The following is a 24,957-nucleotide window of genomic DNA, read 5'->3' on the forward strand; positions in this document are numbered from 1 at the left end:
CTCCGCTTCCCGCGGGGCGCCCACCTTCCAGCCCGCAATTATGCGGAGCAGAACCCCCGCCGAAACCGGCGGCAACACAGACCTTACAGGCCGGCGCTCTGCATAATCCCGCTCTCCGCATAATCGACGCGGCCGACGAAGACCCGGTGGCTGGGGGCGTTCTCGCCGGTGGCCCGGACCTCGGGGACGATGCGCACGCCCCGCGCCTGGACCGAAAGGGTGACGATCTCGCCGCTGAACTCGTTCGCGCCGGTCTTCTTGAAGGTGCCGATGGTCGCCATGTTACGTCTCCTGATGTCTGTCCCGAGCCCGCACCATGCGGCCTCGATGGGGATCAAAGGGCCGGAGGCGATCGACGCCGCACCCGCCGGGGTCCCCGCTGCGCTTGCGCAACGGGGTGGCTCTGGGGCCGCAGCGCCAGCGGAGGATGGCAGCCAGACGACTTTCTTGGCTCGCGCGAGGAATGGGGGATCCGGGGTCCCCGCACGGCGTGCCGTGTGGGGTGGTCGCCCAGGGGAAGAAAGTTGATTGGCGCCATTGCGGCACAGGCGATCGAGGCGCAGCCGTCGTCTGGCCAGATCCACCCATCGCAGAGGCCGCTTCAGTGCGCTCGGACCGACAGGGATCGATCACGGAGACGTGGCGAGGCTCACTGTACCGCTCCAAGAGCGGCGTGATGTTCAAGGGATCGGCTGCTCACCCAGGTTTGGGCACGGCTTGCATCGTCCTCGATGTCCCCGGCCGCTCAGGGGTTCGACCCCTCTCGAGGTCACCGGACGACGGAACGGGACGCTTCCGGGCAACACGTCGACGGGCCGCTTGCGGGGCGGAGCCGGCTCCGAGCCGAGCTTGAATGCCTCGGCGTTGCCCGACATCGGGCGATGACGGCAGAGCCGAAGCTACCTTGTGCCCGCCGCCCCAGCCGAGAAAGAGGATCAGGCCCTGGTGATGCCCCGCCCGGGCGGTTCGGACGGGATCAGCGCGGTCAACCGCACGAATGCCACGATGCCCACGGCAATCGCGCCGACACCTGAGAAGACCAACTGCCAGGTCTCCGACGGCAGGGTGTGCTTGACGATGCCATGGGTGGCGGCGTAGCCAGCGGCGACAGCGGGAGCGACGAAGGCGAGCACGACGAGGAGCTTCAGCCAGAGCGGCCGTACGACGGCGAGCATGAGCTGACCGATGCCGAATGTCGCACCGGCGGCGACCAGGCCGACGGCTCCGGCGCCGAGCCAGCCCGCGCCGGAGCCGTAGGCCCAGCTGCCGGCGGTCAGCCCTAAGAAGAACGGCAGGGCAAAGACGGCGAGCGTGAACAGCAGCCAGCAGAGAACGCCGATGGCCGCGAGCGATCCGAGGATGGAGAGGACGATCATGGTGGTGGTCTCCCGTGCACAAAAAAGCTGACGGTCGCGCCTTTCACCACCACCGCGGCGCAGCCAGAATGATAGCCGAGATCGCGCAGGTGCGGGAGCGGAGATCGTTGCGATCCCCGCTCACCGTGGCTCGCCCGGTCAGGGGGTGAAGGGGTCGATCTCGCACAGGATCGCGGTGGCATCGCCATCGAACTCGTTGGCGGGCATGACCGAGAGGCTGCCGTCGCCGGCTTCGAAGATGACGATGGCGACCATCAGCGTGGTGGCGAGGCTGAAGGCGAAGGCGTGAGCATCGTTGAGGGACATGGTCCGGCTCCTGTTCCGAGCGGGGCCATCCCCCGCTGACAGGCGCCCGACGTGTCGGGCCGAGAGCCGCAGTCACCGCGAAGGCGTCAGCCGATGCGGCGGCACGCATCGCGTTGCCGACCCCTTGTGGGTTGATGGCCCGAGGCGATCGGTCCGACCAAGGATCAGCGCACAAAAGCGGGGGTGGACCTGCGCGGACAGCGAGACGTATCCGGATGACGCGGTTCAAAGCCCGGGCTTCGCTCGCTACAAGAGGGGGCTCGAGGCCGACACGGCGATGGGGCCCTTGGCCAACCACATGGTGACGAGAGGCATGACCTACGAGGAGTTCAATGCCTTCTGCGCGAGGTTGCCGGCCACGACCCATGTGGTGCAGTGGGGCGGATCACACGTCTGGAAGGTCGGCGGCAAGGTTTTCGCTATCGGCGGATGGCAGGACGACGAGGCCAGCTTCACCTTTAAGGTCAGCGACATCTCCTATGAGGTGCTCCAGGCGCAGCCGGGCCTACGCCCGGCCCCCTATCTCGCCTCACGTGGCCTGAAGTGGATCCAGCACCACGCCAAGCCCGGCCTATCGGACGCGGAACTGTGCGACTACATCGGGCAGTCGCACGCCATCGTCTCGCGGGGCCTCTCGAGAAAGATGCGCGCTGAGCTGGGCTTCCATTAGTATAAAGGCGACGTTGCAGCGCGCGGCGACGTGCGCAGACATTTGCGGAAGGTTGGTGAACGGTGGCGCTCATGCGCCACCGAACCTCCAGACCGGGATGCCGAGGGTCTTCGCCTTGTCGGCGAGGTTCTGCTGGATGCCGGTGCCTGGAAACACCAAGACCCCGATCGGCAGCACTGCGAGCATCTGGTCGTTACGCTTGAAGGGAGCGGCGCGGCCGTGCTTCGTCCAGTCTGGCGCGAAGCCGATCTGCGGCACATTGCGGTGGTCGGCCCAGCGGGAGGCGATCTTCTCGGCGCCCTTCGGCGACTTGCCGTGCATCAGCACCATGTCCGGGTGCTTGGCGTGGACCTTGTCGAGGGCGTCCCAGATGAGCCGGTGATCGTTGAAGTCCAGCCCGCCGGTGAAGGCAACCTTCGGACCCGGCGGCAGGAGCACCTCCTGTTCGGCGCGCTTCTTCGCCATCAGGAAGTCGCGGCTGTCGATCATCGCCGCCGTCATGGCCTTGTGGTTGACCATCGACCCGGTGCGAGGACGCCAAGGCATCCCGGCGTGACGCTCGTAGTGCTCGGCGGCCTCGTCGCGCATCAACTCGAAGGCGTCGCGGCGCTCGATCAGCGTCTGCCCTTCGGTGGTGAGGTGTTCCAGCTCGACGGATCTGACCTCGCTGCCGTCCTGTGCCTGCTGGGACCGGCGCTGGCCCTGCTCATTGTCGTCGAGCGCGCGTTCGATCCGGCCGGTGGCGCGGTGGAAGAGGTTGACCGTCGACCAGAGGAGGTCGTCGAGGTCTGGCTCGAGGCGGGAGTCGGTCAGGGTGGAGATGAAGGCGTCGAAGATGTCGGCGACGGCGCCGGCGAGACGATGGCCTTCCGGGAGTGGCCGGGGATCAGGGTCATCGAGGAAGGGGCGGTAGCCATAGAGCTGGAGTTCGGTCAGGACATGGTCGGTTGGGGAAGAGACGTGATGCGGCTCGTCGTCGTGCTCGCTCATGGGATGCTCCGTCGGCTGGACCGCGACCGTCGCGGCCTTCGTGGCGGCGGAAGCCCCAGGCGGGACGGACCTGCACCCGAAGCCCGGCTGAGGGGCGAAGCGTCAGCGGAGGAGGGCGAAGGCCGGCGATTTTGCTTCGCGATGGAAAGCGCGGGCTTCGCCCGCGCGCCGGAAAATCGTCGGCCGCAGCCATTGCCGGGCCGGCTCGCTTGTGGGCTCGATTGCCCTCTGGAAGGCCGAGGCGCGGTCCTCTTCGGCGTGGTCGCATCCGAGCGAGCGTGAACGCAGCCGCCCCCCACTTCCTTTCCCGGCTACGCTGCCGATGCCAGGAAGCGGCTGACGTCCTGTGGGGCGAGCTGGACCCGCGTGCTGGCCCGGAGAGCGTCGATGCCGAGCGCGCGCAGATCCTCGTTGAAGTCGCCGAGCGCCGGCGACAGCACCATGGCCTCGATCCCGACCGCTTCTGCCCGCTCGATGAGGCGGTCCCGCGCGCCATCGCCGGCCGGATCATTGTCGCGCACGATGTAGAGCCGGCGCAGCGTGTCCGGGAACAGGACAGCGGCAAGATGAGCCGCCGAGAGCGTCGCGGCCATCGCCATGCCGGGCAGGACACAGCGGAGCGAGAGTACGGTCTCGATGCCCTCGCCGGCGGCCATGACATCGTTCGGCACACCGAACCGGGCCGCATTGCCGAGGAGATCGCCCATGGCCCGCCGCGGCGTGTCGATCGGTGCCTTGCCGAGCCGGATGGGATCAAAGCCATCGGGGTCGAGCCAGGTGCGGTGGGCGCCGGTGAGCTTGCCATCGAGATCAGTGACGGCGGCGATCATTGCCGGCCAGACCTCAGTGGGTGCATGCAGGTCGGGCCGGTAGTAGCAGCGCGGATGAAAGCGCAGGCTTCCGGGTCCGTGCAAAGCCGTAATGCCGCGGTTCCGCAGATAGGCTTCCACGATTGTGCCCGAAATCGGCTGCGTCATGGCGATGAGCCGGCGTGCTGCGTCCACCGAGCCGGCCGGCGCAGAGGCGACGGGTCGCCGGGCGTTCCTCGGTTCTGGCTCGGTCCGTGGCAGAGCGAGGAAGGTGCGAGCCTCCTCAGCGACGTCCCGGAAGTCGACGAGGCCCAGGGCTTCGCGAATGACGTCGAGGAGATCACCATGCTCTGAGGTCGCGGCATCGGTCCACTTACCGGCCGGGCCTTTCATCGAGTCTCTGAGCCGGACGAACAGGGAGCGGCCCGGCGTGTTGCGCACATCGCCGACTAGCCAGTAATGGCCCTCGCGCCGGCCGTTGGAGAGATAGCGGCGACAGACGGCTTCGGCCTGGTCGGCGAGACGGCGCGCGAGATCATGTGGTGATCCCGACATGATGCGCCTCCAAAAGAAAAGCCCGCAGGGCGTGAAGCCCTGCGGGTCAAGGAGAGGAGGGAGGACCTGTCAGCCGGCCAGGGTCGCGTGGACCGCAGGTTCGGCTTCGTCAGTGTCCGCGAAGCCGTCGCTTTGGCCCATGGCCGTTTCGCCGTCTTTTCTCACCGTTTCTTCACTGGCCGGTTCCGGCGCGAGCCTCCCGTCGGTCTCGGCGTACCCTGGCGTGCGCAGCGGCTCGGGCAGCCAGCCGGTCTCGGCGAGCAACGTCTCCGCCTCGGTGGCCATGTCGCCCTTCTTGAGGTGGGCGAGCTCCGTCATCAGCCGGTCCGAGAGCGGCGACAGGCCGTCATCTTCTTCGGGCTCCGGTGCTTCGGCGTCCGTGGTGACGGCATCCGCATCGTGGCTGTCCGCGGCGACCACACGCCCGCCGTCGCCCGCGCCCAGGTCAGCCTCCGGTTCGGCCGGCGCTTCGTCCTCGGGGCGGACATAGCCGCGCTCGACCCGCAGGCTGCCGTCATGGGCGATGCTGACGAAGGCGCCGGCCCGGGCAATATCGGATGGATCGAAGGCGAGCGGCCGATCCTCCCAGGCTTCGAGCTCGGCCTCCAGCTCGCCGAGGCGGGCGTCGATGTCGTCCGGCAGCTCGTCGGAGGCGTCATAGTCCTCCGACAGACGATCGTATTCCGCCTGTACGGCGTCCCGGGCGGCTTCCTCCTCGGTCGTCAGGGGAACCGGCTCGCCGCGCAGCTGGCGCAGGCCGAAGGTGTGGCCATAGGCGAAGTCGGGCGCGACCTCGATCCATTTCCACCCCTCGGCGGCGATCACCTCGGAGTCCGCCCTCAGCTTGTCGCCCACCATCCGGTCCACCAAGGCCACATCCTGCAGCCAGCCGCCGTCATCACCCTGGAACAGGTCACGCAGGATTGTGCCGCCGGCCTCCACGTAGGCCTCAACGCCGATGAACCGGGCCCGCTTGTCGGAGGCGCGCACCGCGCCTTCGGTCAGCATGCGGCGGATGACATGGGGCTGCTTGTCATAGGATTGCTGCAGCCGCTCGAACACCTGCTCCTGGCGCTCGTGGTCGCCCGACACAGTGAAGGCCATGAGCTGGTCCAGCGACATGCCATCCTCGGCGTAGGTGTCCAGCAGCCTGGGCGAGACCGAGGCGAGCTTCAGGCGTTGCTTCACGACGCCCACCGAGACGAAGAAGGCGGCGGCGATCTCCTCCTCGGACTGCCCTTTCTTCCGCAAGGCGAGGAAGGCCCGAAACTGGTCGAGGGGATGGAGCGGTGCGCGCTGGACGTTCTCGGCGAGGGAGTCCTCCTCGGCGATGCCATCCTCGCGCACGACGCACGGCACGGGCGCGCTCCTGGCGAGGCGCTTCTGCTTCACCAGCAGTTCAAGCGCCCGGTAACGGCGGCCGCCGGCCGGGATCTCGAATAGGCCGGTCTCGACGCCATCGGCGTCGACCACCGGCCGGACGCTCAGGCCCTGCAGGAGGCCGCGGCGGGCGATGTCCTCGGCCAGCTCCTCGACGGAGACGCCGGCTCGCACGTGTCGGACATTCGCCTGACTGAGCACGAGATGATGGAAGGGAATGTCGCGCGAGGGCGACAGGGTGATCTTCTTCTTCGCGATGGCCATCGGGATGATCTCCGCGACGGGCGGCCGAGAGCCTCTCTCTCAGCTCCAAGCCCGTCACGAAGCGAAGCGCCGCCCTCTGCCTCTGAGGACGGCGCCGCAAAGCCGACGATCCGGAAAGCCGGGAGAACGGGAAGGCACAAAGCCGGAGACACGGCTCTGCGTGTCTCCGGCTTTGCAGAAGTCAGGAAGCCCGGTCGAGGAGCTTCTTCGCTCGTGCCTCCAGGTCGAGACGGGCGTCCTGGTGGGGCTTGTCCCGTGCCACCGCGGTGATGCCCTGCACGAAGTCGAAGACGCTCTCGGGCTTGCGCCCCTCTTCGGCGAGCACAGTCTCGATGATTTTCGAGGTCTCGGCCTTGGAGAAGCCGCGCTTGCGCAGGAAATCGCTGCGGTCCTCGTCGGAGCGGGCCACGATCTTCTCCCGCGCCGCCTTGATGCCGTTGACGAAGGGGAGGGGGGAGGAGTTGGCGAAACGGGTCAAAGCGGGCTCTGCCTCGTGGGCAAAGCGCGAGGCGGCGTACTTCGAGTGGCGGATGGTGATCTCTTCGAAATCCTCGACGCCCCACAGATTGCGGTTCTGGCACACGGCCCTGAGATAGAAGCTCGCGATGCCGAGGGTCTTCGCGCCCACCTCCGAGTTCCAGCAATAAAAGCCGCGGAAGAAGAGGTCGGGTGAGCCATCCGGCAGCCGGCCGGCCTCAATGGGATTGAGATCGTCCACCAGGAACAGGAAGACGTCCCGGTCCGAGGCATAAAGGGTGGTGGTGTCCCTCGTGATGTCGACGCTGGGATTGTAGAGGCCGGTCGACCAGTCGAGGACGCCGGGCACCTTCCAGCGGGTATCCCCGGTGCCATTGCCGGCGATCCGCTGCACGGCTGCGACCAGCTCATGGTCGTAGATCCGGCCATATTCCGCACCGGTGACGGCACGCAGCTCGATCCGGCCGTCCTCGATCTCGAAAGTCTTGACCTGCTCGGCACGGTGGGAGGTGAGGCCATACTGCAGGTTGATGCCGGCGAGCGGTGCCGGGAGCTGGCGCAGATACGCCGCCGGCGCCCCGACGAGGCTCGCAAGCTGGCCGAAGCTCCAGTGCGTCGGGGCGAGGGGGGCGTCCGAGCCCGGCAGCATCAGGGAGAGGCGCTCGGCGTCCTCTCGGCTCGCTTCCACCCGGATCGCCGCGCTCTCCACCGTCCGGGTGCGGCTGCGCTCGGTCCGGCGGGACACGGCGGCGAACAGGTCCGACAGGGACAGGTACCGCTCGTCGTCGGGCCGGGAGAACCACTCCGAGGACACGCGGCCAATCCGCTCGCCGCGGCTCACATCCACCTTGTAGGCACCGGCACTCGAGGGCGCCGCGTCCAGAGTCACCACCTGGGTCATGGGACCAACCTCCATGACGGGCGCCGGAAGCCTCTCCTCCGGCCCTCAACCCGTCACGGAAACCCGATCCAACCTCTCACTCTCGGGCGCAAAGCGCGTGTCCGGGAGGAGAGAACGGAATTCGGGCGCAAGCTCGGCCGGAATGCTCATCGCGGGGCGGCCTTGTCGCTCGATCGGCATCCGCTTGGTCAGGGAGAAGCGCGTCAGCGGGACTTCACCAGCGACCAGAAGCCGGATTTTCGACCGTGGGCCTTTTCCAGGCTGGCACGGTAGTCCGCATGAGACACCCAATCCTTGAGTGTGCCGGCCTCTGCGGCGGCGCCGGGCGTCAGTTCGTCGAGCCGGGCGAGGTGGCGCGCCGCATGCGGATAGGCCTTGGAGCGGGCACGGGCGAGGATGTCGTCCAAAAGTGCTCGGTACAGGATGGTGGAGGCCAGGGGGTGATCGGCTGCCAGCGCGTCGGCCACCGGCGGCAACATATAATATTGGCGGCCCTCCCATTCGCCCCGGTGCGCGATCACAAGTCCGGCGGCGAGATCGAGCCGCGGCCATTCCATGAGGAATGCGAGCGCGTTGTAGATGTGCCCGGAGGCAAGCGCGTGGGCAAAGGCCCGGTCGAGGGTGGGAAAGTCCTCGAAATCGGGAAGCGCGGCGATGTATTCGCGCAGGATGCCGGCATCGAGCGAAGCCTCGAACGCCGACCAGCGCAGCGCCTGCGCATCACCCTTCCTGTCAAGCGCTTCCAGGATCTTCGCCTCGATGCTGGTGCGTCGCGAGAACGGGTCAGGGTCCGGCCCCAGCCCATCGGCAAGATCCATGGCTGACAGATAGGCGATCCGCCGGGATGCGGGACGGTGGATCCAGTCGAGCGCCTCTTGCGCCCGGCCTGCCTCCAGCAGGCGTGTGGCAACGTCGATGGTGTCCTGCAGGTTCGGAGGCTTCTTCGCCTCCAGGGCGATCAGCCCGTCGAGATCGCCGAGCTTCTCGGCGATGATCTGACGGATCTCGCGAACTTGCGAGCCATTCGAAAAATGGTTGCGATGCGCCGTCGCGTCCTGCGCACGCTGGTGCGCATCGAGATCGGCATCCCAAGCGCAAAGCGTGCCCCTCGGCAGGTGGTCCGCCACAGCCCGCGCGACATCCACCAGATAGCCATGGGACGTGTTTCCCAACGCCGCCATGATCCGCGCCGGCAATTGCGTGGCATCGGCCTGCGCAAGCCTCGGCGTCAGCATGCCGGCGGCGGTGATGGCCTGGTCATAGACACTCTGGATACGGCCGGAGGAATCGTCAATCCGCTCGAACACGCTCTCATGGGTGGCGATGAAGCGCAGCAGCCGATCGAGGGCCATCACCGGCGAGGCCTCCCCCAGCTCGTCGCAGATCACCGCGACGGTCGTGGCCAGGTCGTCGCGGAAGGCCCGCGCCCTCTCCCAGTCGATGAAGCCGCGCGCTTTTTCCAGAGCGGACAGGCGCTGATCGACAATCCCGGCGATGGCGTCGGGCCCCTTCTGCCCGGCCAGCGCCGCCGAGACCAGCCTGCGGAACGGCACGCTGCGCTCCGCCTCGTCCAGCACCAGCCGCGCCAGCTTCGCGGCACCCAGGGCCGTCAAGGCTTCGATGGAAAGGGCGGGCTTGCGCACCATGGCGAGGCTTCCGGCAATGTCGACCGCATGCCTATGTCCTGATCTGCGTCGGATGTCGACGGCTGCCGGATCGCGTGGATGCCCAAAACCGCGCTCATGACCACACGGGGCGGCCATTATTGGAACGCCGGACTTGCCGACTGGTCGAAAAGGGGCCCTGACACGAATCGGTGAACGCCGATATACGCTCTATTATCTGAAGCTAGCGGGAGCGGCAGAAGAGCCGTAAGCCCTGGAGCGCTAGGGGGTTAACCTTTGCCTCCATGCCGCCCACGCAACGGGCAAGGTGCGCCGGGAGTGTGGGAGGCTTGGTCGCGCCAGCAGCAGACATTGGCCGGGCGCCAGTTTTCAGACATTCGGCAGGGCGAGGCAGCCCCGACTGATTTCGACCCGATGCAGGCTTACGACGAGTTCGACGCCACGCGCTCAACCGCAATGTCCAAAGCGGGCCAGTTTCCAAGCTCAGTTTGAACGACGTCTCATCGAAATAGGGTGGCGATATGGCGTCACCAAGCAGGAACGTAGGGGCAAGAGATGCATTCCACCATGATGGCTGGCCGCAACAATTTGGCGAGAAGGTGCGGGCGGCAGACCCGCTCCAAATCGTTGCTGCTCGGGTGCCTATTTGCGGCCGTGCTGTCGGTGCCGGCCGGCGCGAAGGATCTTCAGCTTGCCGGAAAGTTTGCCTTCCCGACGGATGGCAATCTGGAGAAGGCGTCGTGCGTCCGGCTCACGCAGGCGACGGCATTGCGTCTCGCATCGTCCCCTTACCAATGCGAGCGCACGCCTCTCTCGTCGGGAAAGACCGCGCTGTTGTGCTCGCGCCCGCCGGGCGGCCGCGGCGGCTATATGGTTTTCGACACTAAGGCGGCGTGCGACAGCGAGCGAAAGGATCAGGCGAACGCCGAGTAGCCGTCGCTGAGCCCGCGTGCCGAGGTCAGGGCCGCCTGGCGATGGCGGCTCCCTCAACCCGGATCTGCACCCTTCAGAACCGCACGACGGCTACGTAGTGCTATTGGCCCAATTAATAGCGTGGCCTCGGAAAATGTCAGGCTTAGCGCCTCTAAGCGCCGATGTCGTTGAAAAAGTCGGCGCTGGAGGCCCGCTGACAGGGGCGTTGGTGTCGGGCGTGCGCCTCCTCCTTCACGCCGTCGCCGCTCTCGGCCCATCGGGTAGCAGCTTTGCGAGCTTCCTGAGGTTCTGGGCGGCGGCCGCGAGGTGGAACTCGTCCTGGGCTCCGTTGGGCCCGCGTAGTCGCAGGCGGTCGAGCCTCAAAATGCGCTTGAGGTGAGCGAAGAGCATCTCAACCTTCTTCCGCTGCCGGCGTGAGGTGACGTAGTCGTCCGTAGCGGCGATGTCCCTCGCCATGTCTCGGGCCCCTTCGTGGATCGAACGCGGGATTTTGCGGGCGGGCGTATTGGGACAGCACTTCGGCTTCAATGCGCAAACCTCACAGTCCAGTTTGCTAGCGCGGTACCGCATCATGCCGTCATCGTCGACAAGCGGACGCGGCATCCGGTAGGCCTTCTGCCGCTGCCGCAACGGCTTGCCGGCCGGACAGATATAGGCATCCGCATCGCGATCGTAGGTGAAGTCCGACCGGCTGAAGGTGCCGTCCTGCCGGTCGGATTTGTCGAACACCGGGATGTGCGGCTCGATCCCGCGCTCGTGGACCAGCTAGGCGAGGTTCTTGGCCGAACCATAGGCGCTGTCGGCGGCGAGGCGCACAGGCCACAGGTCGAAGCGATCCTGGGTGCGCTCGATCATGGTGCGCGATGCCCCGACCTCCGCCTGCCGGATGGCGCGGCAGGCCTCCACATCGACGATGACGGCGTGATCGAGGTCGATCAGGTAGTTGGTGGCGTAAGCGAAGAAGGCATGGCCTTTCAGGGCTCCGGTCCATTGCGCCGCCGGATCGACCTGGAGACGAACTTCGGCTTCACCTCGCTCGCTGCGCCCCAGGCGGCCTCGTCGAGCGTGTCGAGATATTCCCGGACCGAACGGCGCGTCTCGGCGAGACCCTCCCAGTTCACCTGTTCCGAGGCCGCGGCGGACCGCTGCTTGTTGGCATCGGTCTTGATCAGGCTGGCATCGACGGCGAAACCCTCGCCGCCGACCAGCCCCTCTTCGATGCAACGCCGCACCGTGGTTTCGCACAGCTCCCGCAGCAGGTCACTGTCGCGGAAGCGTCCGTGGCGGTTCTTGGAGAAGGTGGAGTGGTCGGGCACAGCGCCTTCGAGGCCGAACCGGCAGAACCACCGATAGGCAAGGTTGAGATGGACCTCTTCGCACAGCCGCCGCTCCGAACGAATGCCGAAGCAATAGCCGATGAGCAGCATCCGGATCATCAACTCGGGATCGATCGAAGGCCGGCCCGTCTCGCTATAGAACGGCTTGAGGTGCGCCCGGATGCCAACAAGGTCGACGAACCTGTCGATGGCCCGCACGAGGTGGCCGGCAGGAACATGGCGTTCGAGGCTGAACTCGTAGAACAGCGCCTCCTGCATCACCATCCGCTCGCCCATCATCTGCCCGGCCTCCCATTACAGGACAACTGAATCAGGACTTCACCCCTGCAGCGATGCCGACTTTTTCAACGGAATCCGCCAGAAGCGGACATTGGCGGGCGGGCGTAAGCGGACCTTCAGGTGTTGCCCCGATCGGCGTCCGCTTTCAAAGCCGAAGTTACCTTACGAGCCGTTCAGCAGCCGCCGCAGCGACCAACTCGTTGCGGTCTTGAGCCAAGAGGGTGAGCACTTGATGCGGACATTTGGCGTTCTATGCCACCCGCAGCTTCATCGCGAACCCAACCGGCCAAAAGATGGGTGCACAGCGGGACTGATCCCCCCGTTCTGCGCTGGTTGCCAACTTCCGTCAGCTCCCAGCCCATTGCGCGCGACTGCGCCCTTGAAGTCATCCACTTCTCATCGTCGCGCCTGCGGCAAGGGTATCCAGCTTCATAATATTCGTGAATATTCAATGACGTGGCCGTCCAATCAATACTACATTTCAGATGACCTTGCGGAGGCTTCGCAACTGCTCTGTCGTGCATGCGCCCTCGCCATCACGAATCCCCGCAGATGTATATTGACATTTTATGCAATTAATCGTTGAAATTCTCGCGAGATACTCCCGAATTTCATCGAGGTCGGAGGGGGCGATGGCAATTGCACGCGTGGCGATTCATCCTGCGATCGGCATCATGCGGGTCGGTAACAGCGAAGACGGCTATTTCGTTGGCCCTGAAGTTCCTGGCGCGCGCATCCGGGCGGAAGGCGGCTTCAAAGATAACGACGGTACGTCGAGCAAGGTCAAGCGCGAAGCCGCACGGTTCCGGGTTTTCAGTTTCGACGAAACCGGCGCCTGTGTCGGCGAGTTGTCGCCTACCGATGGGCAGATCGAATGGTCGGTGACGCTCGCCAACACCAAGGCCGAATGGGACCGGTTCGAGGGCACCAGCGGCGAGGAACTGCCGATCAACGGCCGGCGGCCCGGTGCCTACCGGAATCGCGATGTCGGCGACCTCGATACCGACGACGGCCGCAGGGCCAGGGATCAGCTCAAGATCACGCCTCAAGCCGTAACACTTCAGGGTCCCAATCAGCGCGGAGCGTTCGACGACGGCCGGTTCTTCGATATGGTGGTCCCGCTCGGCGAGGCGCGGACCGATGAAGACGGCCGCCTCTTGGTCTTGGGTGGGCGCGGCGTTTCCGCGCCGTATATGCCGGGCCAACGCATCTCGAACTATGCGAACAATGACTGGTGGCACGATGACGTCAGCGACGGCCCGGTCACTGCGAAGGTGAAGCTCGGTGACGGCCGCGAGCTTGTGGCCGATCCTGCCTGGGTGATCTGCGCGCCGCCCGACTTCTCGCCCGACACCATCAATGTCGTCACCCTGTTCGACGTAGTCGTCGACACCGCCATCAAGGCCGGCTTCGCCAAGGCGCCCAAAGAAATTGACTTCTATCGCGACATCCAGCCGATCCTGAACCGGGGGCTGCAGGCCGCCTGGACCAGCGGCCGGGCGTATGAGGGCCATGCTAGCAGTGACATGTTCGACTGGCAGATTCTCGGCAATCCCGCGAAGGAGACGAAAAAGGCCCGCGAGGCGATGCTGGCGCGCATCCGCAACCCGCATCTGACCGGCGCCGAGGCCGTGGCGCAGGCCAACGAGCGCTTCATGCCCGCCCTTGCGGGCGACAATGGCGACTGCGCCGACGGCAAGCCCGATCATTGGTTGCACCTGACGGTCACGCAATACGACATGCTGGTCCGCTGGACGAAGGGCGACTTCAAGACCGGGACGCCTGTCCAGGTCGATAATCGCATCACGCCCGAAGGTCTCGACAGGGCCGCACTGGAGGCGTGCGCCGGCGGGGCCTTCTATCCGGGAATCGAGGCGGGCTGGATCACCCGCAATCCCGCTTCATACGTCGCGATGGGGCGGCTCGACCCGGCAAAATTCGTGGCGGGCGACCTCACCAAGCGCATGGCAGTGCCGTGGCAGGCCGACTTCTTCGAATGCAACACGTGGTGGTGGCCGGCGCAGCGTCCGGATTACGTGGTGCCGGCGGACGTCTACCGACGGATCGAGCAGATCGAGGCTGAACTCGCCAATGCCGCTCTGGGCACGACCGGCGGGGATCAGGTGATCCGCGACGAACTCACCAGCGAACGTGCGACGCTCATTAAGCGACGCGAGCTCTGGAGCCGCGGCCTCGCCGACCCGGACGCCGCCAGCTTGGCCGTACACGACGGTGACCATGCGATGGTAAAGGCGTGGAACAGGCTCGGGTTCGTCGTGGCGATCGCGGATGACGGCACGCCCTATAAGGTGGACGGCGAGCCAGTCCTGCTGGAGACCGACCGTGCGCTCGGCTCCGACATGAGCCTCGCCGAAGCCTTCTATCGGCTGGTCAACATCGAGCGTTTCCCCGAGTTCAGGCCGATGGCGAAGCTCATCGCCGAGGAGATGCTGAGCAAGGCGAACTACGGGGCTGATTCGCTACTTTTGCCGTTCCCCTACACGGTCGACGCGTTCCGCGCCCGCATGAACGCCATCTACGACGGCGACGTTGCGGTCATGGACGACCCGGTCGGCCTTACCAAATATTCAAAGGCGACGGTCGTGGAGAACCTGCGCCAGAAGGCGCCGATGAACCTCGTCGATGGGGCATGGCTTGCCAACATCATGTCGGTCGGCCCGTGCGACGACGTGCGGGCCCGGTTGTTCTCGATCTGGAACGACGAGGTCGGCAACGGCACGACCGAACTCAACCACTGCAACGTCTATGACGCGCTGCTTCGCAGCGTCGATGTCTACCTGCCGCCGATCACCACGGAGGCTTTCCGTGATCTCGACTTCATTCCGTCGGCCTGGGAAAGTCCGGTGTTCCAGGTAGCGGTCGGGATGTTTCCCGAGAGCTTCTTTCCGGAACTGCTCGGGATGACGCTTTACCTGGAGTGGGAAGCGACGCCGACCCTGTTACCTGCAGCCAAGTTCTACCAGGGGATTGGCATCGATCCGCAATTCTACCGGATGCACGCCGGGATCGACAACGTCACCACCGGCCACGGCGCCTTGGCGCGTGAAGCGATCGAGCTTCACCTGGACGAAGTCCGCCGTGGGGGTGGTGACGACGCAGTCCAGGCCGAGTGGCGTCGGATATGGAACGGCTATGTGGCCTGGTCCACTCTCGGCACCTTCGGAAAGGACCTTGGCGTCTATCTCGACAAATTCGAGGGCAACGCTGGCGTACCGACCCCGGATTACGCCCGCGCCCGCATGGCCGATCTCATCCGCAAAAAGGCACAGTATGCCCGCACCGCGCACGGTGCGAGGGTGCTCGGCGCCAAGCCCCTCGGCGAGTTGTTCGCCGATCCCGATGCGCTGATGGATGCGCTAGCAGCCTCGACGCTGGTCAATCCCGACAGCCCGCGCGACAGCAAGTTCATCACCGATACGATCAGCTTCCGCGGCCCCATGTACAAGGTGTTCAATCCGAAGGAACTGGACGTCGTCCTCGACTGGATCGGCAGCCTGCGGAAGGAGGCGCCGCCCAGTCCGGGGCCGGCGCCGGGCAAGAGCGCGGATCGCGTCTTCAAGGTGATCAGCGACCACATCGCTCGCGCCGCCCAGGCGCCGGAGCACAAAGAGCCGATGCTCCCCGATCCGGCGGGCAAGCCGAAGGCGCTTGCCGACTGGTTCGCGGCGGGCGACGTCGACGCCTTGATGACCGCCCTGGCTGCAAGCCGGTATATCGTGGCTGGCAACGCTGACGGCAGCCAGCTGATTACCATCTTCACCGGCCAGATGGTCGGGGTGCTGACAGCCGACGAGGTCGACGCCTTCCGCAGCTGGATCAAGGACCGGTGCCCGGCGCGGGGCGCGCACGTCGCGGCCGGCCTCTTCATTGAGAAGGTGAACTTCGCCCTGCCGAACCTGCTTGCGCCGGATGATCGGGAGGCGGTGCCCTACGGTGTCCGTCGCCAGCACATCGGCGTCGGGTCCCTGCACTAGGAGATGCGGGATCAGGTGACGGTATTCGGTACAGGCGTCGCCGGCTTGTCGGCGGCGCTTGCGCTTCAGGCCGGTGGCACGCGGATATTGATGGTGGAGCGCGGGAGCCCGCGCCCGAGCGATGCTCGGGAGGTCGTCGGCGACGAGTTCTTCAGGTTGATGGCCGCGGCAGGCCATCCAGACCTGCGCAGCGAACTTCAGCCGCTGATCCCTGTCGACGCGATCACGACCCATTGGCCCGGCAATTCAGGGCTGGACTGGGCCGCGGTCTTCCGGCCAGCCGAGCGCCGATGGGCGATCGACCGGTCGGCGCTGGAAGCCGCACTTCGACGGTCGGTCCTAGCCCACGGAATTGAAATAGCCCCCGGCGGCGACAAGCTTCGGCCGGACGAGATCCGAGGTCTGGTTGTCGACGCGACAGGACGAGCTGCGGCCGTGGCGCGCCGAATAGGCGCAAGACTCGTGCCGATCACCGGCTTGGTCGCCATTTCGGCTCGAGGGCATTTCGCCTGGCCCACCACGCCCGTCGTCGAAGCCGGCCCGGATGGCTGGTGGTTCGCGATCGGCGGTGATCAGGCGGCAACGACCTATTTCACCGATGCGGCCGAGGCGGCAACGATCCAGACGGCCGAGAATCTCGCAGCTCGTCTGGCGAAGACCGTTTTGTTGTCGGGACATTTCGCAGTCGACATCTCCGTTGGCCTGACGCGATCATCAGCGGCATCAAGCTATCTGGAGCCTTGCGGGGGCGCTTCCTGGGCCGCGGTCGGGGATGCGGCGCTGGCGCGCGATCCGCTAGCCTCACACGGGCTGACCTTCGCGGTGCAATCCGCGCTTCATCTCAAGGCGGCCTGCATGACGGAAACGTTTGACGCCGAGACCTATCTTCAGCCGGTTTCGGTCGAGATCGCGCGTTATCGGATCGCGCGCCAGCGGCTCTACCTGGCCGGCGCGGAAGCGTTCGATCGGCCATTTTGGCGGGCTCGCGCTTCTTTGACGACTGCGGGCTGATTTTGAGCGTGGGTGACCTGAGACCCTGATCCTCCTCCAGATTTAGGTAGAGTCCGTCGATCATGGAGACGGACGATGCGAGCCTCACGGTTCACAGAGGAACAGATCACCGAGCAACAGCTGTTCGAACTTCCCGCCGAGCTAAAGCTCGCCTTGGGGGTGCCCAAGAAGCCGGACGACAAGGATCTGGAACCGCACTGCGATATCATGCTTGACCTCCGGTTTCGGGGATCATTGCGTCTAGCGATCACCCGGGTCGCCATGATCGTAATCGGTACAGCGACTCCTGCTGTGATCGGCGCCTATGCAGCCGGCAAGGGATCGCTCGGGCTCGCTGCGGTCATGTTCATTGCCGCCCTCTTCAGCGGGGTGGCAACAGTGTTCCCGGCCCTTAAGAAGACCTGACCGACGGAAGTGTTTATCGCCAGAGAGCGATCAACACGACCCAGGCGATCGCCGCCGAGCTCAACTGAGGTTCAAAGCCGAGCGTCACTCCCGGAACCCGACCTTCCCAAGGTCGCCTAAGGGTCATCATCGTCATTCCGTTTCTCGCCCTCACTTGCCCAGCCCCGTGAGAATCTCGGCAATTTCCGGCTCGCGGCTGAGGCTTGCCTCCAACCGCTTCCGCCAGCTCGAGCCGCTCCTCAGGACGACCTCGTGGGCCTCTGCAAGATCGTCCGGGCGATCCTCGGCGAGGATCCGGATCAGGAAAGCCGCCTGACGGCGATCCTTCACGGATTTGAGGCTGTCCGGCCCCGTCTGGCGCCGGTCTGCAATGATGAGCTTGTGGATCGCGAAGCGCTCCGGACGCGGAATCCGAACGAGGACGCCGGATCGATAGGGAACCGCGGCGTTGATGGGCTCGGCGACCAGATAGTTGAGGTAGTGCAACGACTGTGCGTACACGCCGAGAGCGGCGAGCGGCTTCAGTCCCTCGTCGTCCTCGAACGAGGGCGTCAGGAACTCGACGAGCAGGTTGCTTCTCGTCTGCCGCCAGCGCCACACTTTCTCGGGTTCCAATGTCGGAACGGGTTCGAAGGAGAAGTCGGACAGCACCTGCTGGAGGGTGGGGGACACGGTGTCCGCTAGCGCCAACGACAGGCGCTCGAAGCTTGCGATGTCCAGATCATCGGTCATCGCTGCGTCCTCGAACCCGTAGGTCACACCCAACTCCCCTTCGTAGAGCCTGAAGGCATGGGTGCCCACGATGGTCCCGCCGAGGCGAAACACGCCCGCGCTCTCCATGCTCGCGAGCAGACTTCCAGTTCCGGGATCGACGGTCATGAACCGCTCGGCGCGCAGGATGCGGATCAGTCGCGAACGCTGCTTTCTGCGTTCATCGGCATCCCGGCGCAGCTCGCTCAAACGATTGAGACGGGCCCGCAATTCATCGCTGTCCTCGCCGATGTATTTCTTCATGACATCGGAGCCGACCCGGTAGGTGTCGTACCAATAGGTCCGCGCACCCCGTTGAACCCTAGTGGGGGTTCCGCGAATGTCCGAGACCGCCTCATCCTCAAGCGAGCGGATGAGATCGAGGTAGGCCGCGTGAGCGATGGTTGAGTGCCGAGCGATGGCCATGTTCAACAGTTCCGAATCTCGTTGAACATACCCCATGCTCAACGCTTATCAAGTTGGTTGAACATGCCGATTGCCGGAGCTGCGGGACAAGATGGCGGAGATCGCCGCCTGCATGGCCGGGCTCTATCGGGATGGTTTCCCGGAAGCCCTGGTGACCGGCTATGAACCATTGATCGAGGCTCTGGTACTTCCCGATCCGGATGACAGGCATGTTCTCGCTGCGGCTATCCGTTGCGGTGTCCAGCACATCGTGACGGAAAATCTTGCCAACTTTCCCGATCATGCCCTTGAAGCTTTCACCATCAATGCCGACGAGTTCCTGTCGAGGATTTTCGACCTTTATCCCGCTGCAGCGCTCGCAACTCTCAATGTAGTGTGAGAGGGCTATAGAAACCCGCCGCTCACTCCATCCGAGCTTGTCATGGACCGCATGGCAAATGGATTTCCAAAGCTAGGATCCGGGCTGGGACCGCAGTGTGCTTTCCTATGAATGCAGTTGGATGCTCGTTCGACGTCGAGTCTGCTGCGGCAGGCGTTGTCCAAGCTTGCGAGGCCATCATTTTCCAGGCGGCAACGTGGGAGGCTCTATGTTGGCTTCCCTTCTGGCAGCCTCTATTGCCCGTTGTGTCGCACGTTCACCAAGCCAGGAGCGAACGGGGTTGTCCTTTCCGATCAGGTCGCCCAGTGCGCCGAACATCGTGTTGCTGATCGCCTGCTGCTGGGTGCGAAGGTGATCCTCCAACAGCTTGTGCCGGGAAATATAGCCCGCATTGACGCCCGGAATAGCGTGGTTCATCAGCAGACGCGCGTCAAACTCCGAAACACCAGCAGGGGTTGCGAGGGTGCGGAACGTCTGGCGCAAATCATTGCCCCACTTCGCCAGGACGTCCCGATCCTCCTTCTGCTCGGCCAGATGTCCGCTGTCGCTGTCCGCTGGGAACAGCCAGTCGTTAGCCTCGGCCGGATAGAAATGTCGGGCGAATCGGATCACCCGCATGAGGCAAAGGATCATCTGCCGCGATAGTGGAATGTCGAACGCGCGGTCGGCGCCACCTTTGGGGCGGGGAATGTGCAGGACCCGGCGGCGCAGGTTGAGGTGCTTCGGCTTCGCCTCCATCAACGCCGTAGGCCGGCATCCTGAGAGCAGGGAGAACAGGTGGAACTCACGCCGAATAGGGTTGGGCAGGGCCGCCGCTTGCTGGAACCAGTGCGGCAGGTCATCCAGTCCCATGGCGGTGTTCCGGCGTTCCTCCGAATTCCAGTCAACGACGCTTGCCGGATTGTCCGGTGGGAGGGAGCGATGCGCCTTGCGCGCGTGATTGTAGATGGCGCGAAGCGTCCGCATGCTGCCATTGGCAATGTAGGGACCGTGCTCCGCTGTGATCTCGTCGTGCCGAGCAATGACCTTTCCGGGATCGTCGGCGAGTTCCTGGAAGGGGAGGTCGAGCCAATCCTTGAAGAGGCGCTCGACGTGATCGCGGTAGCCTTCGATCGTTCCTTCGCTTCGCCCCTTCCGGATCAGGTGCGCATCCCGATAGCGTTCCCATGCTTGTCGCAGGGTGACGCCTTTGGGAGTCATGTTCTGATCTGACCCCTGAGCTGCCTCCCCAGGGCTCTGTATAATCTCTTCTCCGGACGCTTGGGTGTCAGCCGCTTTCGGATTGGGATGCTCGCCGTTGGAGATCTGCGCGAGGTATGTTTTTGCAGTTGCGCGGGCCTCACGAGTGGACATGGTGGTCGTGTCGCCAATGCGCACTGAGACCGAAGCGACGCGCTTGCCATCCTTCCGGAGGTCTCCTTGAACGGCGAAGACCTTGGTTCGCCTGCCGACCACGACGTGGAAGCCCTTGAGCTGGGTGTCGCGGGCGCGGTACTGCCCCGAACCGGGTGGTTTCAGGTCGCCGACCGACCTGTCGTTGAGGAGGATACGGATGTCGGCCATAGCGCAAATCCTGCAATTCCAGCGTATGTCGGCCCAAAATTCAGCCGGTTTTTCAGCCGGTTTTAGACTCGCACAGGGGCAGGTGGTATGTCCACGCCAGAATGCGAGATTTCTCACAATCGCATGATAAACAAGATGAATTTTTGACTTGGGCGAAAGCCGGATAGAGGCGGCGAGCGATAATAGTAAACTACGAATCTGGGGGTCGGGAGTTCGAATCTTCCCCGGCGCGCCACCCAACTCCAAGACAATAAAAGAGTTTTTGACGCCGAGGCAATGGCGTCAAGCTTGATGTCTCGGCTTGGGTCATCACCGGGTCATTACGGTGTTCTGTCAAGGGAAGCGCTCGTGGCATCGGTCCGGGCGAGCCCGAACATGAGCAGTAGCGGGCCGAGGACGCCGCCGGCGAGGATCACCAGCGCGAGCCATGGCACGTCGGCGCGCCGCAGCGGCGCTTCCGACGCTGTCAGGCTGAGTGACACGCGCGACAGTTGGATCACCGCGAGGCCGGCTCCCGCGCCGAGATAGAGCAGGCCGGCCATCATCCAGGGGTCGATGGTCCCGAGGAGGAGCTGTGCGAACGGCGTGCTCGCGCCGAAAAGTCCGGCAGAGAGCAGGCCGAAGAAGATACCAATTTTCATTGCGCGCTCCTTTGCGGCGTTTTTTACGCGCGTGGCGCGGGAGAGGAAACGGCTGGTACCCATACACCTGCGACGCGCTCCACCAGCTTCTCTGCGGCGTGTTCGTGGTGAAAGAGGCCAGCAGGTACCGTCGCCGCGCCAACGGCGGACCGGCGGCGAGGGTGGCAAGGCCCCGAAAGAGAAATAGGAGCAGGGTGGCGCCGCGCGCCGGGCGCGGGATCAGGAGGGGCACAGCTGGCGCCTCAGTTCGGGAAGTAGTCGACGGGCACGCCCACGCGCATGGGGCGCGGCGGGGCGTCGAAGGGGGCATTCTTCTCCACCGTGCGGAGTGCCGCAGCGTCATAGGCAGGGTTCCCGCTGGAGATCTGGACCTTCAGTGAGCCGGGACGCACCTGGCCGTCCGCCTCCACCGTGAAGGACACATAGGTTGTGCCCTTTTTGCGGATCGTGCGCTGGGCCTCGGGCGGATAAACGAGGTGGTCCCTCATCTTTTTCGTCAGGTCCCGCACATAGGCCCGGAGGATCTGCGCCTCGTCGACATCGGGCGCCACCGTCTGCGCCTGCTTCTGCTCCTGCGCACCCTGCACGTCGGCAAGGCCGGGCGTGCCCGACTGCGCGTCGGTGGGCTTGGCGCTCTCCTGGGGCGGAGCATCCTGCGCCTGCTGCTCAGGCGATGGGGGAGGAGCCGACGCGAGGGTGCCGTCTGGGGTCTGGTCCTCCGGCGGCCGATCGGGAGACGCCGCTTGGGCGGTCTGGGTCTTCTGTTCCTCCTGAGTCTCCTCCTGCTGCTTCTGCTCCTGCGCGCCCCTGGTCTGCTGGAGCACCTGCTGTTCCGACTGGGTGTCGGAGACGAGGCCCTGAAGCTCCACCACCAGCAACTGGCTGTCCTGCGGCGGCGGCTCATCCAGCACCACGACGAAGGGCAGGATGAGCGCCCCGTGCAAGGCGAGGGACGCGGCGAGGCCGTGGCCGAGGGTGAAGCTCATGGCGGGGTTCCCTGCGGCGGGGTTCCCTGCGACGCCGCTCCCCCCGGCGCGGCGCCCGCCCCTGCTGCGACGCCCCTGGTCTGCACCCCCACCTTGGTGAAGGCGAGGGTCTTCAGCACGTCGGCCACGTCCACGAAGCTCTGGAAGGCCACGGCCTTGTCGGCCCGGATCAGGATGGAGGTGTCCTTCGGCATCGCGCCGAGCCGGCCCTTCAGCTCCGCCACCGACAGCGCCGCCCCCTCCAGGTGCAGGGTGCCGTCCGCCGTGATCTCGATCAGGGTGTCCTTCTGCTGCTCCACCTTCATGGGCGCGGCCTGCGGCAGGCTCACCGGGATCCGGCCCACCGCGATGAAGCTCGCCGTGGTCAGCACCATGGTCAGCAGCACCAGCATGATGTCCACGAACGGGATGACGTTCATGGTCTCGAACGGCTTCTCATCCATGGGACGCCGCTCCCACTTCAGGCTTCGTGCCTTCCCGTGCGATCTCCCACCTGAGCATCAGCACCTTGGCCCGGCGCAGCAGCGCGTTGTAGGCCACCACCGCCACCAGCGCGACCACGAGGCCCGCCGCCGTGGCCTTCAGCGCCAAAGCCAGGCCCACCATGATCTTGCCCGGGTCCGCCCCGGCGGACAGGTCCATGCTGGAGAAGGTGAGCATGATGCCCAGCACGGTGCCCAGCAGCCCGATATAAGGCGCGTTGGAGGCCACCGAGGCCACCACCACCAGGCGCTTTGACAGCTCCAGCTCCAGCACCTTGGACGAGGTGTAGGCCTCAGGCCTCACCCGCGCGAAGAAGACGATGCGCTCCAGCACCACCGCCACCACCAGGACACTCAGCACCAGCAGCAGCCCGATGACGCCGTAGTCGATGGCTTCCTTCAGCCAGCTCATGCTTGCCATGGTGCTGTCCTCAGAAGGTGATGCCGGCCTGGACCAGGCCCACGGTGTTGCCACGGCTGTAGCCGGCCTGGGCCTCGTTGCCGCCCACGCTCCAGGCGAGATACGCCTTCAAAAGCAGGTTGCGGCCGGGCATGTATTCGTAGTTGCCGTAATAGCCGAGGCCCATGTCGCCGAGCTGCACATAGTCGGGCTGGGTGATGGTGTAGGCGCCGTTTTCCAGCGCCACCCCGCCCACGTCGGCAAAGGCGCTCACGGCATGGTGCCAGCCGTAGATGTCCGGCAGGGCGTATTTCAGTTCCGGCGTCACCAGCCAGCCACTGTCTCCCGAGAGCCCCTCATAATAGCTGCGCACGCCGAAGATGCCGGTGAGGGAGAATTGCTCGGAGGAATCCAGGTTGCCCGAGAACGACTTCTGCCCGCGCACGTTCACCGACAGGGACAGCTTCTCCAGCAGCGCGACCGTCATCACGAAGGACAAGGTGAGCTTGGAGAAGTCGCCCTGGGTGTCGGCGCCGAGCAGATTGGCGAGCGCCTGGTCGGCGTCGGGGAAGTCCACGTTGCCGAAGGTAACGGCCACCGCCGTGGAGGTCACCACCGGCATGTTCAGCCAGGGCAACACGCCGGAGGTGTCTCCGTTGAGGCCCACTATGCCCTCGTTGATAGAGCGGTTGGCGTAGGACACGCCCAGGGTCTCGTCATTGAGGTTCTTGTAGGTGTAGGCCGCGCTGCCCCAGACCGAGGCCGCCCGCGAGCGCAGCACCGGATAGAGCAGGGTGCCGGAGACGCCGTCGGCGACGCCGGTGGCGTTGAGGTCGGCATAGGTGTCGCCCAGCGCATAGGTGGTGCGGAAGGCCGCCACCTCCGCCCTCAGGCCGTCGTACCCAAGCGGCAGGGCATAGGCCACGCGCCCGTTGAGCATGTCGGTGGAGTTGGAGACGAGGCCGAAGGCGGAGAGCCGGTCGCCGATGCCCAGAGGCGAATTGATGTTGAAGCCGCCCGAGGCGCGCCAGATGCCGGTATAGAGCGTGCCGAAATTGTCGCCCATGAGAAAGCCGTCGATGAGGCGCTGCTCGGGCACGTCGAACAGGAAGTCCGAGGCGCCCTGGGTCGCGCCCGCGCCGATCACCGCCCGCGGCATGCCGGCGCCGGCGAGGTCGGAGATCAGCAGCATGGCCCGTTCCAGCCGGGCCTGCTCGATCAGTTCGCCGGTCGTGACCTTCTGGGTGTCGAGCGTGCCCTGAAGCATGAAGTCCTTCACCCGGCTGTCGTTCTTGACGGTCACTTGGCCGTAGCGGCCGGGCACCAGCTTGAAGGTGAGCGTGCCTTTCCGCGCGTCCTGCTGCGGCACATAGACTTTGGCCACCAGGTATCCGGCCTCGCGATAAAGCGCGGTGACCTTGTCGGCGGCAGCGTAGATCTCGGCGAGGGTGAGCTTTTTGCCCTCATAGGGCGTGAGCGCCGCGCGCAGCTTTTCCTCGCTCACCGTAAGCCCTTCGGTGCCGGTGACGGCGATGTGGCGCACGTGGAGGGTGGTCTTGTCGGGGAGCACCAACTGCGGCTCGGCCAGCTTGGGCAGGACCAGGGGCGCGACCTGCTGCGGCTGGGGTGCGGCCTGCTGGGACTGCTGCGCGTCGCGCACCGCATCGCCGATGTTGAAGGGCAGGCCCTGGGCGAGGGCCGGTGCCGGGACGAGCAGAGCGACCGCCGCCGCGCGGGCGAGGCCTGAAGTGCTCGCGATGCCTCGAACACGTATGTGTCCTGGCCGGGACGAGCCGGCGGAAATCCTGGAACGGGTCATGGCAAGGCTCTCGGAAAGCAAGGTGCAGATGAACAAATGGGACCAAGAGGGCAGGTGAAACGCACGGCCGAAGCGCCGGGACCTTCAGGAAAAGCCCATGGGGCACCGGCCTTTGGCATGAGATCCCCGCCGCCGCCGACGCGCGCCCGCGGCGGCGCTGGAAGCAACGCCGCTCCCCGCGGGCGGTCCACCGGCGGT

Annotated in this window: 19 protein-coding genes and 3 pseudogenes; 6 read left to right on the top strand and 16 right to left on the bottom strand. The window is 65.4% G+C overall.

Annotated elements, in window-relative coordinates; genetic code table 11:
- Positions 1–122 precede the first annotated feature (122 nt).
- The 3 genes and pseudogenes from FBQ73_RS01035 to FBQ73_RS22635 form a co-directional block, all read right to left on the bottom strand.
- Positions 123–281 (bottom strand): annotated as a pseudogene (locus FBQ73_RS01035) (DUF736 family protein); the annotation flags it as partial.
- A gap of 654 nt (positions 282–935) precedes the next feature.
- Positions 936–1,376, bottom strand: a complete 441-nt coding sequence (locus FBQ73_RS01040) for a hypothetical protein (RefSeq protein WP_138397680.1) — start codon at positions 1,374–1,376, stop codon at positions 936–938.
- 138 nt (positions 1,377–1,514) lie between these two features.
- A complete protein-coding gene (locus tag FBQ73_RS22635) occupies positions 1,515–1,682 on the bottom strand; it encodes a hypothetical protein (protein ID WP_170218696.1) in 168 nt (55 codons plus the stop codon).
- Positions 1,683–1,995: 313 nt separating this feature from the next.
- On the opposite strand from FBQ73_RS22635, the gene FBQ73_RS01045 reads away from it, so the two are divergent.
- The gene (locus tag FBQ73_RS01045; protein ID WP_138397681.1) at positions 1,996–2,352 is read left to right on the top strand and encodes an MmcQ/YjbR family DNA-binding protein; all 357 of its coding nucleotides are present in this window, start codon (positions 1,996–1,998) and stop codon (positions 2,350–2,352) included.
- Between the two features lie 69 nt (positions 2,353–2,421).
- On the opposite strand, the gene FBQ73_RS01050 is transcribed toward FBQ73_RS01045, so the two are convergent.
- The 5 genes and pseudogenes from FBQ73_RS01050 to FBQ73_RS01070 form a co-directional block, all read right to left on the bottom strand.
- Positions 2,422–3,342: a DUF2493 domain-containing protein gene (locus tag FBQ73_RS01050; protein WP_138397682.1), complete on the bottom strand. Its 921-nt coding sequence runs from the start codon at positions 3,340–3,342 to the stop codon at positions 2,422–2,424.
- A 311-nt stretch (positions 3,343–3,653) separates the two neighbouring features.
- Positions 3,654–4,706: a DUF7146 domain-containing protein gene (locus FBQ73_RS01055; RefSeq protein ID WP_138397683.1), complete on the bottom strand. Its 1,053-nt coding sequence runs from the start codon at positions 4,704–4,706 to the stop codon at positions 3,654–3,656.
- Positions 4,707–5,012: 306 nt separating this feature from the next.
- Positions 5,013–6,350: pseudogene (locus tag FBQ73_RS01060) on the bottom strand (ParB/RepB/Spo0J family partition protein); the annotation flags it as partial.
- Positions 6,351–6,531: 181 nt separating this feature from the next.
- A complete protein-coding gene (locus FBQ73_RS01065; RefSeq protein ID WP_138397685.1) occupies positions 6,532–7,728 on the bottom strand; it encodes a DUF932 domain-containing protein in 1,197 nt (398 codons plus the stop codon).
- A gap of 203 nt (positions 7,729–7,931) precedes the next feature.
- Positions 7,932–9,374, bottom strand: coding sequence for a DUF6880 family protein (locus tag FBQ73_RS01070; RefSeq protein ID WP_138397686.1), 1,443 nt, complete (start codon positions 9,372–9,374; stop codon positions 7,932–7,934).
- A gap of 534 nt (positions 9,375–9,908) precedes the next feature.
- On the opposite strand from FBQ73_RS01070, the gene FBQ73_RS01075 reads away from it, so the two are divergent.
- Entirely contained in the window at positions 9,909–10,286 is a 378-nt protein-coding gene (locus tag FBQ73_RS01075; RefSeq protein ID WP_138397687.1) for a hypothetical protein, read from the top strand.
- 231 nt (positions 10,287–10,517) lie between these two features.
- Here FBQ73_RS01075 and FBQ73_RS01080 read toward each other — a convergent pair.
- Positions 10,518–11,902, bottom strand: a pseudogene (locus tag FBQ73_RS01080) (transposase).
- 632 nt (positions 11,903–12,534) lie between these two features.
- On the opposite strand from FBQ73_RS01080, the gene FBQ73_RS01085 reads away from it, so the two are divergent.
- The 3 genes from FBQ73_RS01085 to FBQ73_RS01095 all read left to right on the top strand — a co-directional run bounded on the left by FBQ73_RS01085 (position 12,535) and on the right by FBQ73_RS01095 (position 17,313).
- Entirely contained in the window at positions 12,535–15,897 is a 3,363-nt protein-coding gene (locus FBQ73_RS01085; RefSeq protein WP_170218697.1) for a LodA/GoxA family CTQ-dependent oxidase, read from the top strand.
- Between the two features lie 3 nt (positions 15,898–15,900).
- Positions 15,901–16,908, top strand: a complete 1,008-nt coding sequence (locus FBQ73_RS01090; protein ID WP_138397689.1) for an NAD(P)/FAD-dependent oxidoreductase — start codon at positions 15,901–15,903, stop codon at positions 16,906–16,908.
- Between the two features lie 75 nt (positions 16,909–16,983).
- The gene (locus FBQ73_RS01095) at positions 16,984–17,313 is read left to right on the top strand and encodes a hypothetical protein (protein WP_138397690.1); all 330 of its coding nucleotides are present in this window, start codon (positions 16,984–16,986) and stop codon (positions 17,311–17,313) included.
- Positions 17,314–17,463: 150 nt separating this feature from the next.
- Here the strand turns inward: FBQ73_RS01095 and FBQ73_RS01100 are convergent, their stop codons facing one another.
- Positions 17,464–18,489, bottom strand: coding sequence for a nucleotidyltransferase family protein (locus FBQ73_RS01100; RefSeq protein WP_138397691.1), 1,026 nt, complete (start codon positions 18,487–18,489; stop codon positions 17,464–17,466).
- 91 nt (positions 18,490–18,580) lie between these two features.
- Between FBQ73_RS01100 and FBQ73_RS22880 the strand changes: the two genes are divergently transcribed.
- Positions 18,581–18,868 carry a hypothetical protein gene (locus FBQ73_RS22880; RefSeq protein WP_210236634.1) on the top strand — a complete coding sequence of 96 codons (288 nt, stop codon included), beginning with the start codon at positions 18,581–18,583 and terminating at the stop codon, positions 18,866–18,868.
- A gap of 177 nt (positions 18,869–19,045) precedes the next feature.
- On the opposite strand, the gene FBQ73_RS01110 is transcribed toward FBQ73_RS22880, so the two are convergent.
- The 6 genes from FBQ73_RS01110 to FBQ73_RS01135 all read right to left on the bottom strand — a co-directional run bounded on the left by FBQ73_RS01110 (position 19,046) and on the right by FBQ73_RS01135 (position 24,759).
- Positions 19,046–20,431, bottom strand: a complete 1,386-nt coding sequence (locus FBQ73_RS01110) for a tyrosine-type recombinase/integrase (RefSeq protein WP_138397692.1) — start codon at positions 20,429–20,431, stop codon at positions 19,046–19,048.
- A 320-nt stretch (positions 20,432–20,751) separates the two neighbouring features.
- A complete protein-coding gene (locus tag FBQ73_RS01115) occupies positions 20,752–21,135 on the bottom strand; it encodes a DMT family transporter (protein WP_342780519.1) in 384 nt (127 codons plus the stop codon).
- A 179-nt stretch (positions 21,136–21,314) separates the two neighbouring features.
- Positions 21,315–22,058 carry an energy transducer TonB family protein gene (locus FBQ73_RS01120; protein ID WP_138397693.1) on the bottom strand — a complete coding sequence of 248 codons (744 nt, stop codon included), beginning with the start codon at positions 22,056–22,058 and terminating at the stop codon, positions 21,315–21,317.
- Positions 22,055–22,501, bottom strand: a complete 447-nt coding sequence (locus FBQ73_RS01125) for an ExbD/TolR family protein (RefSeq protein ID WP_138397694.1) — start codon at positions 22,499–22,501, stop codon at positions 22,055–22,057. Before FBQ73_RS01125 ends, FBQ73_RS01120 begins: the two co-directional genes overlap by 4 nt.
- On the bottom strand, positions 22,494–22,961 hold the full coding sequence (gene exbB, locus FBQ73_RS01130) for a TonB-system energizer ExbB (RefSeq protein ID WP_138397695.1): 468 nt from the start codon (positions 22,959–22,961) through the stop codon (positions 22,494–22,496). Before exbB ends, FBQ73_RS01125 begins: the two co-directional genes overlap by 8 nt.
- A gap of 10 nt (positions 22,962–22,971) precedes the next feature.
- Positions 22,972–24,759 carry a ShlB/FhaC/HecB family hemolysin secretion/activation protein gene (locus tag FBQ73_RS01135; RefSeq protein ID WP_138397696.1) on the bottom strand — a complete coding sequence of 596 codons (1,788 nt, stop codon included), beginning with the start codon at positions 24,757–24,759 and terminating at the stop codon, positions 22,972–22,974.
- Positions 24,760–24,957: the final 198 nt, after the last annotated feature.

It is taken from the genome of Xanthobacter autotrophicus (genome assembly GCF_005871085.1).
Lineage (GTDB): Bacteria > Pseudomonadota > Alphaproteobacteria > Rhizobiales > Xanthobacteraceae > Xanthobacter > Xanthobacter autotrophicus.

Bases quoted from the DNA above. Each gene is read 5' to 3' on its own strand.
- FBQ73_RS01065 (WP_138397685.1), bottom strand. From the start codon at position 7,728: ATGACCCAGGTGGTGACTCTGGACGCGGCGCCCTCGAGTGCCGGTGCC.
- FBQ73_RS01125 (WP_138397694.1), bottom strand. From the start codon at position 22,501: ATGGATGAGAAGCCGTTCGAGACCATGAACGTCATCCCGTTCGTGGAC.
- FBQ73_RS22880 (WP_210236634.1), top strand. From the start codon at position 18,581: ATGGCGGAGATCGCCGCCTGCATGGCCGGGCTCTATCGGGATGGTTTC.
- FBQ73_RS01045 (WP_138397681.1), top strand. From the start codon at position 1,996: ATGACCTACGAGGAGTTCAATGCCTTCTGCGCGAGGTTGCCGGCCACG.
- FBQ73_RS01095 (WP_138397690.1), top strand. From the start codon at position 16,984: ATGCGAGCCTCACGGTTCACAGAGGAACAGATCACCGAGCAACAGCTG.
- FBQ73_RS22635 (WP_170218696.1), bottom strand. From the start codon at position 1,682: ATGTCCCTCAACGATGCTCACGCCTTCGCCTTCAGCCTCGCCACCACG.
- FBQ73_RS01135 (WP_138397696.1), bottom strand. From the start codon at position 24,759: ATGACCCGTTCCAGGATTTCCGCCGGCTCGTCCCGGCCAGGACACATA.
- FBQ73_RS01075 (WP_138397687.1), top strand. From the start codon at position 9,909: ATGCATTCCACCATGATGGCTGGCCGCAACAATTTGGCGAGAAGGTGC.
- FBQ73_RS01085 (WP_170218697.1), top strand. From the start codon at position 12,535: ATGGCAATTGCACGCGTGGCGATTCATCCTGCGATCGGCATCATGCGG.
- FBQ73_RS01055 (WP_138397683.1), bottom strand. From the start codon at position 4,706: ATGTCGGGATCACCACATGATCTCGCGCGCCGTCTCGCCGACCAGGCC.
- FBQ73_RS01120 (WP_138397693.1), bottom strand. From the start codon at position 22,058: ATGAGCTTCACCCTCGGCCACGGCCTCGCCGCGTCCCTCGCCTTGCAC.
- FBQ73_RS01090 (WP_138397689.1), top strand. From the start codon at position 15,901: ATGCGGGATCAGGTGACGGTATTCGGTACAGGCGTCGCCGGCTTGTCG.
- FBQ73_RS01050 (WP_138397682.1), bottom strand. From the start codon at position 3,342: ATGAGCGAGCACGACGACGAGCCGCATCACGTCTCTTCCCCAACCGAC.
- FBQ73_RS01115 (WP_342780519.1), bottom strand. From the start codon at position 21,135: ATGGGTACCAGCCGTTTCCTCTCCCGCGCCACGCGCGTAAAAAACGCC.
- FBQ73_RS01100 (WP_138397691.1), bottom strand. From the start codon at position 18,489: ATGGCCATCGCTCGGCACTCAACCATCGCTCACGCGGCCTACCTCGAT.
- FBQ73_RS01040 (WP_138397680.1), bottom strand. From the start codon at position 1,376: ATGATCGTCCTCTCCATCCTCGGATCGCTCGCGGCCATCGGCGTTCTC.
- FBQ73_RS01070 (WP_138397686.1), bottom strand. From the start codon at position 9,374: ATGGTGCGCAAGCCCGCCCTTTCCATCGAAGCCTTGACGGCCCTGGGT.
- FBQ73_RS01110 (WP_138397692.1), bottom strand. From the start codon at position 20,431: ATGGCCGACATCCGTATCCTCCTCAACGACAGGTCGGTCGGCGACCTG.
- exbB (WP_138397695.1), bottom strand. From the start codon at position 22,961: ATGGCAAGCATGAGCTGGCTGAAGGAAGCCATCGACTACGGCGTCATC.